Annotated in this window: 14 protein-coding genes; 10 read left to right on the top strand and 4 right to left on the bottom strand. The window is 68.0% G+C overall.

Features of this window, described 5'->3' with window-relative positions; genetic code table 11:
* Positions 1-3: 3 nt before the first annotated feature.
* The 7 genes from BLV57_RS19400 (at position 4) to BLV57_RS19370 (ending at position 7,503) form a co-directional block, all read left to right on the top strand.
* Positions 4-597, top strand: coding sequence for a hypothetical protein (locus BLV57_RS19400; protein ID WP_091290656.1), 594 nt, complete (start codon positions 4-6; stop codon positions 595-597).
* A gap of 1 nt (position 598) precedes the next feature.
* A complete protein-coding gene (locus BLV57_RS19395) occupies positions 599-1,315 on the top strand; it encodes a fibronectin type III domain-containing protein (RefSeq protein WP_245757407.1) in 717 nt (238 codons plus the stop codon).
* 137 nt (positions 1,316-1,452) lie between these two features.
* Positions 1,453-3,156, top strand: coding sequence for a cellulase family glycosylhydrolase (locus BLV57_RS19390; protein ID WP_091290654.1), 1,704 nt, complete (start codon positions 1,453-1,455; stop codon positions 3,154-3,156).
* A 514-nt stretch (positions 3,157-3,670) separates the two neighbouring features.
* A complete protein-coding gene (locus BLV57_RS19385) occupies positions 3,671-6,145 on the top strand; it encodes a sensor histidine kinase (protein ID WP_245757406.1) in 2,475 nt (824 codons plus the stop codon).
* Entirely contained in the window at positions 6,145-6,552 is a 408-nt protein-coding gene (locus tag BLV57_RS19380) for a roadblock/LC7 domain-containing protein (protein ID WP_091290651.1), read from the top strand. Before BLV57_RS19385 ends, BLV57_RS19380 begins: the two co-directional genes overlap by 1 nt.
* Positions 6,549-6,920, top strand: coding sequence for a DUF742 domain-containing protein (locus BLV57_RS19375; protein WP_091290650.1), 372 nt, complete (start codon positions 6,549-6,551; stop codon positions 6,918-6,920). Before BLV57_RS19380 ends, BLV57_RS19375 begins: the two co-directional genes overlap by 4 nt.
* Entirely contained in the window at positions 6,901-7,503 is a 603-nt protein-coding gene (locus tag BLV57_RS19370) for a GTP-binding protein (RefSeq protein ID WP_091290647.1), read from the top strand. Before BLV57_RS19375 ends, BLV57_RS19370 begins: the two co-directional genes overlap by 20 nt.
* Before the next feature lie 184 nt (positions 7,504-7,687).
* Here the strand turns inward: BLV57_RS19370 and BLV57_RS19365 are convergent, their stop codons facing one another.
* The 3 genes from BLV57_RS19365 to BLV57_RS19355 all read right to left on the bottom strand — a co-directional run bounded on the left by BLV57_RS19365 (position 7,688) and on the right by BLV57_RS19355 (position 11,735).
* Positions 7,688-8,155: an SRPBCC family protein gene (locus BLV57_RS19365; RefSeq protein WP_091290643.1), complete on the bottom strand. Its 468-nt coding sequence runs from the start codon at positions 8,153-8,155 to the stop codon at positions 7,688-7,690.
* Positions 8,156-8,841: 686 nt separating this feature from the next.
* The gene (gene recQ, locus BLV57_RS19360; protein ID WP_091290641.1) at positions 8,842-10,674 is read right to left on the bottom strand and encodes a DNA helicase RecQ; all 1,833 of its coding nucleotides are present in this window, start codon (positions 10,672-10,674) and stop codon (positions 8,842-8,844) included.
* A 71-nt stretch (positions 10,675-10,745) separates the two neighbouring features.
* Positions 10,746-11,735, bottom strand: a complete 990-nt coding sequence (locus BLV57_RS19355) for a WD40 repeat domain-containing protein (RefSeq protein WP_091290637.1) — start codon at positions 11,733-11,735, stop codon at positions 10,746-10,748.
* A 99-nt stretch (positions 11,736-11,834) separates the two neighbouring features.
* Here BLV57_RS19355 and BLV57_RS19350 point away from each other — a divergent pair, with 99 nt between their 5' ends.
* Genes BLV57_RS19350 through BLV57_RS19345 form a run of 3 tightly spaced genes read left to right on the top strand, consistent with a single transcriptional unit; the run spans position 11,835 to position 13,731 of the window.
* Positions 11,835-12,809, top strand: a complete 975-nt coding sequence (locus BLV57_RS19350; protein ID WP_245757405.1) for a TRAFAC clade GTPase domain-containing protein — start codon at positions 11,835-11,837, stop codon at positions 12,807-12,809.
* A 45-nt stretch (positions 12,810-12,854) separates the two neighbouring features.
* Positions 12,855-13,076, top strand: a complete 222-nt coding sequence (locus BLV57_RS43975) for a hypothetical protein (RefSeq protein WP_245757404.1) — start codon at positions 12,855-12,857, stop codon at positions 13,074-13,076.
* Positions 13,077-13,080: 4 nt separating this feature from the next.
* The gene (locus BLV57_RS19345; protein ID WP_091290635.1) at positions 13,081-13,731 is read left to right on the top strand and encodes a hypothetical protein; all 651 of its coding nucleotides are present in this window, start codon (positions 13,081-13,083) and stop codon (positions 13,729-13,731) included.
* Here BLV57_RS19345 and BLV57_RS19340 read toward each other — a convergent pair.
* Entirely contained in the window at positions 13,700-14,137 is a 438-nt protein-coding gene (locus BLV57_RS19340; RefSeq protein WP_091290632.1) for a hypothetical protein, read from the bottom strand. The genes BLV57_RS19345 and BLV57_RS19340 overlap by 32 nt on opposite strands.
* Positions 14,138-14,139: the final 2 nt, after the last annotated feature.

The following is a 14,139-nucleotide window of genomic DNA, read 5'->3' as shown; positions in this document are numbered from 1 at the left end:
AATATGTTGAGGAAAACGGCGGTTCTTGCCGCCCTCGGCGCGCTTATTCTAGGCGCGCAGACAGCCGAAGCCCAGGTCGAACCCGGTGGCTGGACCAGTGATTCCCCCGGATTCAACGTGCAGCAGAAAGGCTGCGGCACGGTGAACAACCTGACCTTCACACTGAGCTGCTCCAACAGCAGTGGCGAGCAGCGCGCGGAACGGCGCTACACCACCTACACCGGCGGCACGCACCAATTCGAAGGCTCGTTCCGCATCGTCAGCATGGGCGGCAGCCGGATCAGTCTCAAGCAGACTTTCCGTGACGGCGGGAGCGCGGGCCCGTTCTTCCTGATGGCCGTGGAACGCGGCGGCCGGTTGTACTCGGTCGAAGGCGGCGCGACGATCGCGTCCGGCGCGACCGTGGGCACCACCGTCCGCGTCAACACCGTCAACCAGGTCGGCAAGACGCACCGCACGTACATCAACGGCTCGCTGAAGAACACCGTGAACAGCGCGAGCGGCAGTTACTACGACAAGTTCGGCGCCTACCGCACGGCGAGCGGCCAGGGCCCGATCACCGTGGTGTGGAGCGACATCCAGTTCTGGAAGAAGTAGCTTGAAGCTGCTGAAACTGGCCGTGGTGGCGGGCATCGCGCTGAGCGCGTGCTCGTCACCCGGCCAGGCCCCGCAGCCGCAGCGGCTCAGCGCGGAACTCGTCACGCCGATCGAGGTCCGGCTGACCTGGCGGGCCGTCGAACCCGGCGCGGCCGGGCGCATCGTCGAGTTCGCCACCGAGCCGCACGGCAAGTTCACGATCCTGCAGTTCATGCCGCCGTCGCAGACCACGTACACGCATCCGGACCTGATGCCGGAAACGCCGTTCTACTACCGCGTGCGGCCGTTCTACGGGCCCGTCTCCGAGACGGTCGAGGTGACGCTGCCGCCCGGTGACTTCAACGAAAGCGATCAGCAGAACGACCACGAGTGGGCGCCACCCAAGACCCTGCCCGAACCGGGTGTGGTCAAGCGGCCGATCAGGGGGACGGCCGGGGGAGTGCCGGTCAAGCTGACCGCGGAGGTCATGCACGCCAACGGGATCAGGTTCACCTGGTCGGACCAGGCGAGCGACGAGGACGGGTACCTGCTCGAGGTCAAACCCGAAGGCGCGCCGGACTTCCGCGAGGTGACCGTGCTCGATCCCGACATCAACGCGGTCGGACTCATCACGATGCCCGATGAGAAGAAGGCCGCCTACCGGGTCAGGGCGTTCTACTACGGCCCGGAGTCGAACGTGGTGCACGAGACGACCGGTAAGGACCCGTTGGACCGTTGAGCGGCCGGTGTCGGATTTGACCGTTGACAGCCGATCGGGGAGCTGGTGTGATCGGGCACACAATGGTTAGGAAACTTTATTAACCATGCCGCCGCCGTCCCACGTTCCGCCCAGCTGAACCAACCGGAGGCATTCGAATGTCCCGCTCGAGATGGCGCATCCCACTGCTGACCTTGCTGGCCACCGCGGCCGCGACGGTCGTCGCGCAGCCTGCCGTCGCGGCCCCGGTCCTGTACGAGGCCGAGAACGCCGTGATCTCCAAGGGAGTGGTCGAGTCCAATCACGCCGGGTTCACCGGCACCGGCTTCGTCAATTACGACAACACCACCGGCGGGTACATCGAGTACACCGTCACCGTGGCGCAGGCGGAGTCGGCGAAGCTGACCTTCCGCTACGCCAACGGAACCACGGCCAACCGGCCGCTCGACATCAGCGTCAACGGCACGCTGGTCTCGGACAACCTCGCGTTCCCCGGCACCGGCGCGTGGACGACCTGGAAGACCACGACCATCACGGCGAGCCTGCCAGCCGGCACGTCCAAGATCCGCGCGACCGTGGCGGGCACCGACGGCCCGAACTCCGACTCGCTGTCGGTCGAGGTCGCAGGCCCGCCGGACGTCATCCCGCCCTCCGTGCCCGGCACGCCGACCTCGTCGGCCGTCGGCTGTTCGAGCGTGACGCTGAACTGGACGCCCGCGACCGACAACGTCGGCGTCGCCGGGTACAACGTCATCGCGAACACCGGCAACGTCGTCGCGACGACACCGCAGCCGCCCGTGACGGTCACCGGCCTCAGCCCGGAGACGAGCTACAGCTTCACCATCGAGGCCTTCGACGGCGCGGGCAACAGGTCGGCGCGCAGCGCGCCGGTCGCCGTCACCACGTCGAAGTGCACCGGCGGCAGCACCCCGGTCGCGATCAACGGCCAGCTGCACGTCTGCGGTGTGAAGCTGTGCAACCAGTACAACAAGCCGATCCAGTTGCGGGGCATGAGCACGCACGGGATCCAGTGGTACGCGCAGTGCGTCAAGACCGCTTCGCTGGACGCGCTCGCCACCGACTGGGGCGCCGACATCCTGCGCATCGCGATGTACATCCAGGAAGGCGGGTACGAGACCAACCCGCGCAAGTTCACCGACCTGGTGCACAACTACATCGAAGAGGCCACCAAGCGCGGCATGTATGCACTTGTTGACTGGCACCAGCTCAGCCCAGGCGACCCGAACTACAACACCGCGCGCGCCAAGACCTTCTTCAACGAGATCGCCCAGCGCCACAAGGACAAGGTCAACATCATCTACGACGTCGCCAACGAGCCCAACGGCGTGAGCTGGGCGAAGGTGAAGTCCTACGCCGAGCAGGTCATCCCGGTGATCCGCGCGCAGGACCCGGACGGCGTCGTCTTCCTCGGCACGCACGGCTGGGCCACCTTCGGCATCTCCGACGGCCGTAACGAGAGCGACATCCTCAACAACCCGGTCAACGCCACGAACATCATGTACACCTTCCACTTCTACGCGGCGTCGCACCACGACGAGTACCTCAACGCGCTGAAGCGGACCGTGGACAAGATCCCGGTGTTCATCACGGAGTTCGGCACGCAGACCTCCAGTGGTGACGGCGGCAACGACTTCGCCTACTCGCAGAAGTACATCGACTTCTTGAACGCGAACAAGATCGGGTGGACCAACTGGAACTTCTCGGACGACGAGCGGTCCGGCGCGGTCTTCAAGACGGGCACCTGTGCCGGGAACAATTTCACCGGCACCTCGGTGCTGAAGCCCGCCGGTGTCTGGGTACGGGATCGTATCCGGACGCCGGACGACTTCCCGACCGGCTAGCCGGAAGTCCGACCTCTTAGTTGAGCGGGGCTTTCGTTCGCCGGAAAACCGGTGAACGAAAGCCCCGTTTCGCGCGTATCCCTCAGTGGGGTGACGCATGTCATACCGCGCGGTATGGCAAGCGCGATCGAGTAACGGAATGGGTACGGGAAGGGGCGATCATGGCGATTGTGTGACACGGGTTACCGCACGGTAACCAGGCAATGCGACCTAAGTCACCGACGGTGGTTGCCGCATTTCAGTGTCACCTTTTCAGCGGTCAGCGGTTCACCGGTTTCGCGGTACCGCGCGCGGGTTGAATTTGACTGGAAGACCGCTCATGTTTACGGTCTGTGCCGGGACTGAGCGGGACCACGGTTGAGCCGATCCGGCCAGCGAAACTTGGGGGCGTGACCCAGGTAACGGACACCAGACCGCGCCGAAAATCGTTGGCGCGCCGGAAGGACAACTGACCGCGGTGAAGAAGATCTCCATTCGGCGTAATGGTACTTCGTCTATTCGGACGCGAGTGCTGATGATCGCCCTCATTCCGAGTGTCGTGCTGATGCTGGTCGGATTCGCGGTCGGCGGTTATTTGATCTACGACGCGGTGCACGGCCGCGAGTACGCCACGAAGATCCGCGAATCGGAAGCCCCGTCGATCCCGTTCTTCGTCGCGCTTCAGGAAGAGCGCCGCCTCACCCTGCGTGAGCTCGCCGGCAACAAGACCGAGCACGCCGCGCTCGTCGCCCAGCGCCTCAAGACCGATGCCGCCTCCGCCGGCGTCTCGGCCAACCTGCAGAAGTTCGTCGGCGACGCGCCGGACAGCGTCCAGCGCAACATCGCGACCGTCGGCGGGCTGTTCCAGAAGCTGCCGCAGACCCGCCAGCTCGTCGACAGCGGCCAGATCCCGTCGCTCGACGCGTTCAACTTCTACAACAAGATCCTCGACCAGTTCGTCGACGGTGTCACCGGTCTCGCGCAGGACGCGCCCAACGCGGAGAACGCCTACCAGCGGATCACCGCGGTCCCGCTGTTCACCGCGATCGACCAGCTGCAGCGGTCCGACGCGCTCGCCGCGGCCGCGGTCACCGGCGGCGGGTTCTCCGACGAGGACTACCGCGCCTACATCAGCCAGATCGGCGCCTACCACACCCAGCTCGACGCTTCCGTCGGCCGGATGATCCCCGAGGTCAAGGCGAAGTACGACGCGCTGATCGCAGGCGACGCGTGGCGCACCGTGCAGACGGTCGAGAACGCGTTGCTGCGCAACAACCAGGCGAAGCTCCCGGCCGCGGTGCCGGAGGAGCAGTGGCGGGCCGCCGCGCGCCAGGTCGGCGACACGATGATGAGCGTCTTCGTCGCGCAGAGCTCGAAGGCCACCGAGGGCGCCATCGACGAGGCCGACAACACGCTGATCGCCTCGTCCATCGCGGCCGCCGCGGCGCTGGCCATCGCGATCGCGATTTCGATCATCGCGCTGCGGCTGTCGAACCGCCTCATCGGCAGGCTCGCCAGGCTGCGGGAAGACACGCTGGACGTCGCCGAGATCCGGATGCCCGAGATCGTCGACCGGGTCCGCAGCGGCGAGGACGTCGACCTCGACTCCGAGGTCCGCCTGCTCGACCACGGCAACGACGAGATCGGTGAGGTCGCCGCGGCGTTCAACACCGCGCAGCAGACCGCCATCGCGGCCGCCGTGGAAGAGGCCAAGATCCGTGAGGGCACCAAGACGGTGTTCCTCAACATCGCGCACCGCAGCCAGATCATCGTGCACCGCCAGCTCAAGGTGCTCGACGCGGCCGAGCGCAAGCAGGAGGACCCGGAGCAGCTCGAGACGCTGTTCCAGCTCGACCACCTGTCGACCCGCGCCCGCCGCAACGCCGAGAACCTCATCATCCTCGGTGGCGGGCAGCCCGGCCGACGCTGGCGCAACCCGGTCTCGCTGACCGAGCTGACCCGTGGCGCCTCGGCCGAGACCGAGGACTTCGCGCGGGTGAAGGTCGCGAAGCTGCCGAACATCGCCGTCAACGGCCCGGTCGTCGGTGACCTCGTGCACCTGCTCGCCGAGCTGATCGACAACGCGACCTCGTTCTCCCCGCCGGAGGCGCGCGTCGACATCCGCGGCAACGTGGTCGGCAAGGGTGTCGTGCTCGAGGTCGAGGACCAGGGCCTCGGCATCGAAGCGGGGCAGGCTGAACAGCTCAACTCGATGCTGCGCAACCCGCCGGACTTCGGGATCATGGCGCTGTCCACCGAGCCGCGCCTCGGCCTGTTCGTGGTCGCGCGCCTGGCCGCCCGCCACGGTATTTCGGTGACACTGCGGGAATCCGCGTACGGCGGCACCCGCGCGATCGTGCTGATCCGCTCCGAGCTGCTCGGCGCCGTGCCCACCGACGAAGACGACACGCCGCCCGCCGCAGAGGAGACCGCCGTCGTGGCGCCCGCCGAGCAGCGCCCGGAACTGCCGGAGCGCCGTCCCCGCCACCGGACCGAGCCGGAGCACACGTCGCGTCTGCAGCCGCAGCCGGAACCTCAGTACGAGGCGGTCGAGCCCGCCTTCGACGCGCCGTACGAATACGAGCCGGAGCCCGAGCCGCAGCGCCTGCCGGAGCCCGTGATGGCCGCCGCGCCGCCGCGCTCGCCGGAGGTCCCGCCGCGCGTGGACATGTTCCGTCCGCAGCAGCCGCCGACGCAGACGATGCGCCCGGTGGAACGTCCGGTGGAACGTCCTGCCGCGCGCCCGCCGCAGCCGCCGCGTCCCCCGCAGCCCACCGCGCCCGCCGGTCCCGGCGGATCGATGGCGCCGGGCCGACCGCCGCTGCCGCAGCGCCGCCGCCAGCAGAACCTGGTGCCGCAGCTGCAGAACGACGCGCCGACCGAGTGGCCGGAGGAGACTCGCGAGGAGTCACCGGATCAGGCAAGGAACCGGCTCGCCGCGTTCCAGCGAGGCACTCGTCGTGCCCGTGACGAGGAGTTCGACAACGACACGTATGGAGATCGCACGTAATGGCCAACGCAGGAGTCAGTGAGCTCGACTGGTTGCTGGACGACCTGGTCAAACGGGTCGCGGGCGCCGACAGGGCCGTCGTGCTCTCCGCCGACGGGCTGCTGATCGGCCGCTCGGGCAACCTCTCGGAGGAAGACGCGGAGCACCTGTCCGCGGTGGCGTCGGCTTTCCAGAGCCTCGCCCGCGGCACCGGCCGCCACTTCGGCGGCGGCCAGGTGCGCCAGACCATGGTCGAGATGGACCACGCGTTCCTCTTCGTCACCGCGGCGGGCCACGGCGCGTGCCTCGCGCTGCTCGCCACCGAGGACGCGGACATGGGCATGGTCGCCTATGAGATGAACATGATGGTCAAGCGGGTTGGCGCGGTCCTAACCGCGGCGCCGCGTGTGCAGCACACGTCGCCGTGAACCGCGCGGGAGACATCTGGTTCGACGACCAGGCCGGTCCGCTGGTCCGGCCGTACGCGGTCACCGGCGGGCGGACCAGGTCGGACACGATCGGCCTCGACCTGATCACCCTGGTGGTGGCGCTGCGCACGGCGGCCGACGTGTACGACATGGAGCCCGAGTATCTGCAGATCCTGCGGATATGCCAGCATCCGATGTCGGTCGCCGAGGTGGCCGCGATGGTCGACCTGCCGCTGCCGGTGGTCAAGGTGCTGCTGAGCGACCTGATCGAAGGAAACCTGCTGATCTTCCGCACCGCGGCACCCGTCAGCGACAGGCCCAACAAACACGTACTCCAGGCGGTTCTTGATGGCATCCGGAAACTCTGAAGGTCGGCGAAGCCTCACCGCGACGGCGGTGAAGGTGATCATCGCCGGCGGTTTCGGAGTAGGCAAGACCACGCTGGTCGGTTCGGTCAGCGAGGTGCCGCCGCTGCGCACCGAGGAGGTCATCACCGAGGCCTCCGAAGGCGTCGACGACCTGTCGGGCGTGGAAAAGAAGAAGACGACCACGGTCGCGCTGGACTTCGGCCGGATCACCATCAACCCCGAGCTGATCCTGTACCTGTTCGGCACGCCCGGCCAGAACCGCTTCTGGTTCATGTGGGACGAGCTCGCCCGCGGCGCGCTCGGCGCGGTCGTCATGGCCGACACCCGCCGTCTCGACAGCTGCTTTCCCGCCGTCGACTTCTTCGAGCGCCGCGGCCTGCCGTTCGTGGTCGCGGTCAACTGCTTCGACGACGCCTACCGCTACGGCACCGAAGAGGTCCGCGAAGCACTCGACCTCGACCCGTACGTCCCGATCCTGCTCTGCGACGCGCGCGAGCGTGACTCCACCAAGCAGATCCTCATCACGCTGATGGAGCACGTCATGGCCGACGCCGACCTCGCCGCCGCCGGAGGCCGCCGCTAAGCCCTGCGCGCTCCGGTCTGGCCGTCGTGTCGTCCATTCATGCACGCGTGTCGTCCATCCGCGTACGGATGCCGTCCATCGGCGCACGCCTGCCCGCCCGTACCTGAACGGACGACACGCGTGCACAGCCGGACGACGCGCGTACCTGGATGGACGACACGCGTGCACAGCTGGACAGGCCGTGTCAGGCGCGCTCGAGGTGGGCTTTGAGGCGGCCGAGCGTGGTCGCGATGTTGGCGTTGTTGGTGCCCGCGCGGTCGGGCTGGCCGGTGATGAAGTTGGCGATCGGCCGGAACCACATCGGCACGCGCAGCCAGCAGTTCTCGACCACGGTGCAGCCGCCGTCGCCGGGCCGGATGTCGTACTCCCAGCGTGAAATCGGCACCATGAACGGGGTCCGCACCTCGAACGCGAAGTTTCGTCCCGGCTCGGCGTCGGTGATCCGGCAGGTGGTCACCCACCGGCGCCAGCCATTGCGGTTGTGCCCCTTGAACCTGGCGCCGACGGCGGGCCCGTGCGCCCCGCCGAGCCAGCTGGCGCGCACGACCTCCTCGGCGAACTCGACCATGATCGTCGGATCGCTGACCAGCTTGTAGATCTCGGCCGGTGGCGCGGCGATGCTCACCTGTCCGGTCGCGAACGGCTCACCCATGCCTGCGACTGAAGCAGTACGCCGTTCAAGAGGTCAAGCACACCCGGGCAAATCGTGCGTTCCACACACCCGCCGCATGACGTGGTCGTGAGTGTTCCGGCCAGCTATTGAGGGGAAGGCCGAATATGGCGTGTTCCGGGACTGGCCGGTGTGGAGTTCCTTGGCCGAGTTCGAGGTGGTTGCGCAGTGAAGTGAGGGGCCCTTGAGTGCGTAGTAAGCACTCGGGGGTCCCCTCGCTGCGTGACCAAGCTCGGATCAGGGGACTTGTGCCCGTGCGAGTGGTACCTCTGCTGCATCTAACGGAGCAGAGGTACCACTCGCGCAAGCCTTGTCAGGGTGGAGCGAGGGGATCCCCCGCTGCATCGAACGCAGCAGGGGATCCCCTCACTCACCACCCCCCTGCCCGCGCAAGTGAGTGAAGGAGGCCCTCACCCAGCCAGCTGGACGCGCGCCACGTTTGGCTTTCCGCCCCATAGAACCGGCCGGAACACTCACGACCCCAAGCCCCGCCTGGCCTTCCCTCGTACCTGAGTGGTCGACACGGCGAACGCCTGGGGTGGCGCCGTGTCCCACCTTGGGGCACCGCGTGTCGACCACTCGGGTAGGCCGTGTTCCACGTTGGGGCACCGGGGGTCGTGAGTGTTCCCGCCGGTTAGAACCGGCCGGAACACTCACGACCCTCGAGGTCAGGAGGCGAGGGTGTCGAGGATGCCTTGGCCGTATTTGGCGAGCTTGTTTTCGCCGACGCCGCTGATCGTGCCGAGCGCTTCGAGGGAGGCGGGTTTTTCGGTCGCGATCTGGCGCAGGGTCGCGTCGTGGAAGATGACGTACGCGGGCACGCCCTGCTCCTTGGCCGTCGCGCCGCGCCAGGCGCGGAGCTTTTCGAAGATCGGGGCGGCCTCTGCTGGCATGTCGATCGACGAGGGGCGCTTGGCCTTGGCGGGCTTCGAGGCGGCCGTGCGCTCGGGCTCGCGGCGGAGCATGACCTCGCGCTGACGGCCGAGTACCTCGCCGCTGGTTTCCGTGAGGACCAGGGTTCCGTAGTCGCCCTCGACCGCGAGAAGACCTTGCGCGAGCAGTTGCCGGACGACGCCACGCCACTCGGTGTCGCGCAGCTCGGTGCCGATGCCGAACACCGTCAGCTCGTTGTGCTTGAACTGCTCGACCTTGGGGGTCTGCTTGCCCAGCAGGATGTCGATGATCTGACCGGCGCCGAACTTCTGGCGGCGCTCGTGCTGCAGTCGGTAGACCGTCGACAGCAGCTTCTGGGCGGGGATCGTGCCGTCCCAGGACTCCGGCGGCGTCAGGCAGGTGTCGCAGTTGCCGCACGGCTCGCCCTGCTGGCCGAAGTAATTGAGCAGCTGGACGCGGCGGCAGGTGACTGTCTCGCACAGCGCGAGCATCGCGTCGAGATGCTGCGACAGGCGGCGCCGGTGCGCGAGGTCGCCTTCGGAGGTGTCGATCATTTTCCGTTGCTGCACAACGTCTTGCAGGCCGTACGCGAGCCACGCGGTGGACGGCAGGCCGTCACGGCCCGCGCGGCCGGTCTCCTGGTAGTAGCCCTCGACGGACTTCGGGAGGTCCAGGTGGGCCACGAACCGGACGTCCGGTTTGTCGATGCCCATGCCGAACGCGATCGTCGCGACCACGACCAGGCCGTCCTCGCGCAGGAACCTGGCCTGGTTCTTCGCGCGGACGCGGCTGTCGAGGCCCGCGTGGTACGGGACGGCCTTGATCCCGTTCTGGTTCAGGAACTCCGCCGTCTTCTCGACCGAAGCCCGGCTGAGGCAGTACACGATGCCCGCGTCGCCCGCGTGCTCGTTGCGCAGCAGGTCGAGGAGCTGCCGCTGCGGCGAGTTCTTCGGGACGATGCGGTACTGGATGTTCGGGCGGTCGAAGCTCGCGACGAAATGCCGGGCCTCGCCCAGGTTCAGCCGGGTGGCGATCTCGGCGTGCGTGGCCTTGGTCGCGGTCGCGGTCAACGCGATGCGCGGCACCTCCGGCCAGCGCTCGTGCAGGTCGGACAGTCCCAGGTAATCGGGGCGGAAGTCGTGGCCCCACTGGGAAACACAGTGCGCCTCGTCGATCGCGAACAGCGAGATCTTGCCCTTGTCGAGCAGCGACAACGTCGACTCGACACGCAGGCGTTCCGGCGCCAGGTAGAGCAGGTCGAGCTCACCGGTCAGGAAAGCACGCTCGACTTCGCGTTTCTGCTCGAAATCCTGGGTCGAGTTCAGGAATCCGGCACGCACGCCGAGGTCGGTCAGCGCGTCGACCTGGTCCTGCATCAGCGCGATCAGCGGCGAGATGACCACGCCGACACCCGACCGCACCAGCGCGGGAATCTGGTAGCACAACGACTTCCCGCCACCGGTGGGCATCAGCACCAGCGCGTCGCCGCCGGAGACGACGTGCTCGATGATGTCCTGCTGCCCTCCCCGGAACGAGTCGTACCCGAAGACGCGGTGCAGAACCTGCAGCGCGTCGCTGGTCGCGAGTTCGGTATCGGGGGAGACCACGCCGCGATACTACGAGCAACCACCGACACCCGGCCGGACCGGCAGGCCCAGCGGACCGAAACCACCGGATTTCAGGACCATTCGACCACGGTGATGAAGTCCTCGGCCGCGACCGCGAACCGCGTGCCGTCCGGATGCACGGCCACGGTCTCCGGCTCGTAGGTCAAGCCGTAGGGCAGCATTCGCTTCCCGGAAGGCAGGTGCGGCCAGGACGCGACCACCGCGCCGGTCGACGGATCAATGAGCTTCGGATAGTCGTAGAAGCTCAGCAGGTGCTCGCCGAACCGCGCGATCGTGCCGAGGTGCTCGCCGTAGGACGCCTGGCTCTCCCAAGCGGCCGCCTTCATCGACCAGACGCCGAGTGAGCCGTCGGCCAGCTGAGGCCAGTCATCCGAGTTCCAGCTGATCGAGAACGCCGCCAGGCGATCGTCGTCGAGCCAGCACGCCGAGACGGTCTCGTTGAGCTCATCAGGCGGGGACAACGACGAGTACGCGTCGAGCACGGCAGGCTCGGCGAGCGCCTGGGTGAGGTCATAGACCTGTGCTACCCCGGCCGGATGCCAAACCCAGCCTGCGCTCAGCAGCCACCGCCCGCCAGGACTCACCGCCAGCCGCGAGTGGTAGATGTCGGTCTCGTAGACGCCTTCCTCCAGTGGACGGGAGGTGAGCCGCTCCCCGGTCTCCGGCAATTCGATCTCCAGCCGGTCGCGGCGCTCGGGGCAGTGGATCAGCACCTCTCGCCCGTCCGCGAGCCGCCCGAACGTCACGGGGTAGAAGAACGCGTCGGGATCGTCATCGTCGCGAGTGAGTTCGCGGAGTGGTTCGCCCCGGTCGAGCAGGAGCCCGTCAAGGCCGTATTCGTGGTAAATGACCTGGTAGCGCCCGGACGGCGACACGGTCGCGCCGTCGTAGGAGCCGGAGAAGGGGTACTGCGGGCCGCCGTCGACGGGGCCATCGGGGTACCAGGTGTAGCCGCTCACCCAGTCGGCGAGGCCGTCGCCGTGCCAGGTCAAGGTCTTCGGTGCTTGGCCGCTCGTCGGCCATTTCTCTTCGCTTTTCATTTCACCTCGCATGGTGACAGGCGATCGCGGAACCCGCCGCCGAATTTCGGGTGTATCACCGCCGCGCCGCCCGGCTCCGTCCGGGTGGAGGTGGGGCAAATGAGTGTCGTGATCTTGCTGGGCCTGCTCGGCGCGGGCCTGCTGCTGGCGGTGTTCCTGTACCGCAGGCGGAAGGGACGCACGCCGAAGGCGACGAGCGCCGCGGCCGCGCTCGACGTGCCCAAATTCCGGGTGGTGACGCTCGGCCTGCAGGGCTCGGGCAAGACCTTGCTGCTGACCAGCATGTACCGCAGGCTGCAGGTGCCGGGCGGCCGCGGCTTCCACGTCAAGGCGCCCTATGAGCAGTTCATCGAGCTGAGCCGCTGGTACCGCCAGATCGCCGACGAGGGCGAATGGCCGGAGGGCACCACGCGCGGCGAGATGCGCGAGTTCGAGTTCAGCGTGATGACCGACGTCGGCGACGACACCAAGCCGGTCGTCAAGATCGGCTACCTCGAATACCCCGGCGAGCTCCTCACCGACCCCGACGTCGCGGGCTCCACCGCGCAGGCGCGGCTCCTGGAGTCGATCGGGCAGGCCGACGCGCTGATCGGCATCATCGACGGGCTCCGCGTGCTCCAGGCTTATCAAGGCGACCGGCGCGGCATGGCGATCCTGCAGGTCACGCTCGACGCGATGGTCAACGCGATGCTGGAGTCGCGCAAGCCGATCGCCTTCGTCATCACCAAATGGGACCTGCTCGATCAGCTGCACGCCGACGAGAACACCCGGCTGCACATCGTGCGCACGCTGCTGATGAGCATCCACGGCTTCCGTGACCTGGTGCGTGTCCAGAGCGCGCGGCGGGTGATCCGGCTGATCCCGGTCACCGCGGTCGGCCACGACTTCGCCGTGCTCGACGGCGGCCAGGTGCGCAAGAAGGCCACCGGCAAGCTGGAGCCCGCACATGTCGACATGGCGCTTTCCGCCGTGGTGCCGGACATCCTGCGCCAGGTCGAGCTGTCACTCGACCGCGAGACGCGCGAGGCGATCATGGCCGAGGCGCGCCGCCGCACGAAGATGGGACCGGCCTAGGCACTGCAGACACTGGGCGAGTTCGTCGCGGCGCGTGCCGGGAAGATGCTGCTCTCCACGGCCGGTGGCGGGCTGCTCGCCGACTCAGGGCTGGCGCTGTTCCTGGACTCGCATTTCGACGACGGCGGCCGCAAGGCGACCGCGCTGAACGACGCCGACCGGCGCGCCGACGAGCAGATCCTCGCGCGGCGTCGGGTGGTCTCGGAGCTGCAGCAGCAGGTGGCCGTGCTGGAAGCGAAGCTGCCGAGTTCACGGCTGGGGGACTGAGGAGATGCGTGCGTGGCCGTTCCTCATCGCGCGCGGCAGGCGCCGGGGCTACTCGGTGCTGCTCGCGCCGGATTTCCTTGTCACCGAACAGGATTACGGTTTCCTGGAGGACAACGTCCGCCCGCTGCCCGGCTCGGCGCCGTTCGCGGTCGCCGGGGTGACGAGCCCGCGAGGCAGGCCGGTGTGCCTGGTCTGGGCGGACCACACGGTGACCGAAGCGGACCTCGACGGCGGCTCGACCCGTGACGAGCACAGCCGCCCGTTGCGGCTCATGACCGGATTCCTGTGCTCTGGCAAGGTATCCGAACCGTCCACAGAGGACATCGACAAGGCGCGTGCAGACGCGCTGGAAACCTACCGTCGCTTCCTTGAGGACGAGGAGCACTTCGCGGTCGAGTCTTCGGCGGCGTTCGAAGCGGTCTCGGCCGGGACGCCGAAGGCAACGCCTCCGCCCGATGACAAGCCGCGTTTTTGGATGTGGGCGGGACTGGCGGGCCTCGTCGTGGGCGGCGCGGTCACGACGGTGGTGCTGCTGAGCGGCTCAGAGCCGGAAAAGCCGGTCAACCCCTGTGCCCAGCCGACGACCGGCTTGGCCGTGCTGACCACCGGGACGAGCCCGACGGTCAGCTGCCCGCCAACGAAGTCCAGTCGGTGAGCACGGTCTTGCCGTCAGCGGTGCGCAGCCGGAGCCTGAACGTCCCCGCGGGCTTCGGCCGCACCACGAACCAGCCCACCGCGTCGACCGGCACGGTCGTGGTGCCGCCGTCGCGCAGCCGCACGTCGAGCTCGCCGGCCTGCGGCGGCACGACCTGACCGTGCAACGCGTCCGGCCCGACCTCGACCTCCAGCGTGACCTCGGCGGCCGAGTAGGTCAGCGCGCGCACGGACGCCGGGTCGGCGCGGGTGCCTGCCAGTTCGGCGCCCGCCGAGTCGAAGGTGAGCTCGGCGTCGATCCCGCGCCAGGTGAACGCGGACTTGCCCGCGTCGACGAACCCGGCCGGGACCTCGTCGGCGGCGCGCAGCGCGGCTTCCAGCTCGGCCAGCAGCTCTTCGTCGGTCATGG

Source organism: Amycolatopsis xylanica, assembly GCF_900107045.1.
In the GTDB taxonomy this organism is placed as follows: domain Bacteria; phylum Actinomycetota; class Actinomycetes; order Mycobacteriales; family Pseudonocardiaceae; genus Amycolatopsis; species Amycolatopsis xylanica.
Note: the sequence above shows the minus strand (reverse complement) of the source record. Positions and strands in the feature narration are given on the sequence as shown.

What these genes read in the sequence shown, in the direction of transcription:
- BLV57_RS19400 (WP_091290656.1), top strand. Translation starts at nt 4, where the DNA reads ATGTTGAGGAAAACGGCGGTTCTTGCCGCCCTCGGCGCGCTTATTCTA.
- BLV57_RS19390 (WP_091290654.1), top strand. Translation starts at nt 1,453, where the DNA reads ATGTCCCGCTCGAGATGGCGCATCCCACTGCTGACCTTGCTGGCCACC.
- BLV57_RS19385 (WP_245757406.1), top strand. Translation starts at nt 3,671, where the DNA reads ATGATCGCCCTCATTCCGAGTGTCGTGCTGATGCTGGTCGGATTCGCG.
- BLV57_RS19380 (WP_091290651.1), top strand. Translation starts at nt 6,145, where the DNA reads ATGGCCAACGCAGGAGTCAGTGAGCTCGACTGGTTGCTGGACGACCTG.
- BLV57_RS19370 (WP_091290647.1), top strand. Translation starts at nt 6,901, where the DNA reads ATGGCATCCGGAAACTCTGAAGGTCGGCGAAGCCTCACCGCGACGGCG.
- BLV57_RS19365 (WP_091290643.1), bottom strand. Translation starts at nt 8,155, where the DNA reads ATGGGTGAGCCGTTCGCGACCGGACAGGTGAGCATCGCCGCGCCACCG.
- BLV57_RS19355 (WP_091290637.1), bottom strand. Translation starts at nt 11,735, where the DNA reads ATGAAAAGCGAAGAGAAATGGCCGACGAGCGGCCAAGCACCGAAGACC.
- BLV57_RS19350 (WP_245757405.1), top strand. Translation starts at nt 11,835, where the DNA reads ATGAGTGTCGTGATCTTGCTGGGCCTGCTCGGCGCGGGCCTGCTGCTG.
- BLV57_RS43975 (WP_245757404.1), top strand. Translation starts at nt 12,855, where the DNA reads ATGCTGCTCTCCACGGCCGGTGGCGGGCTGCTCGCCGACTCAGGGCTG.
- BLV57_RS19345 (WP_091290635.1), top strand. Translation starts at nt 13,081, where the DNA reads ATGCGTGCGTGGCCGTTCCTCATCGCGCGCGGCAGGCGCCGGGGCTAC.
- BLV57_RS19340 (WP_091290632.1), bottom strand. Translation starts at nt 14,137, where the DNA reads ATGACCGACGAAGAGCTGCTGGCCGAGCTGGAAGCCGCGCTGCGCGCC.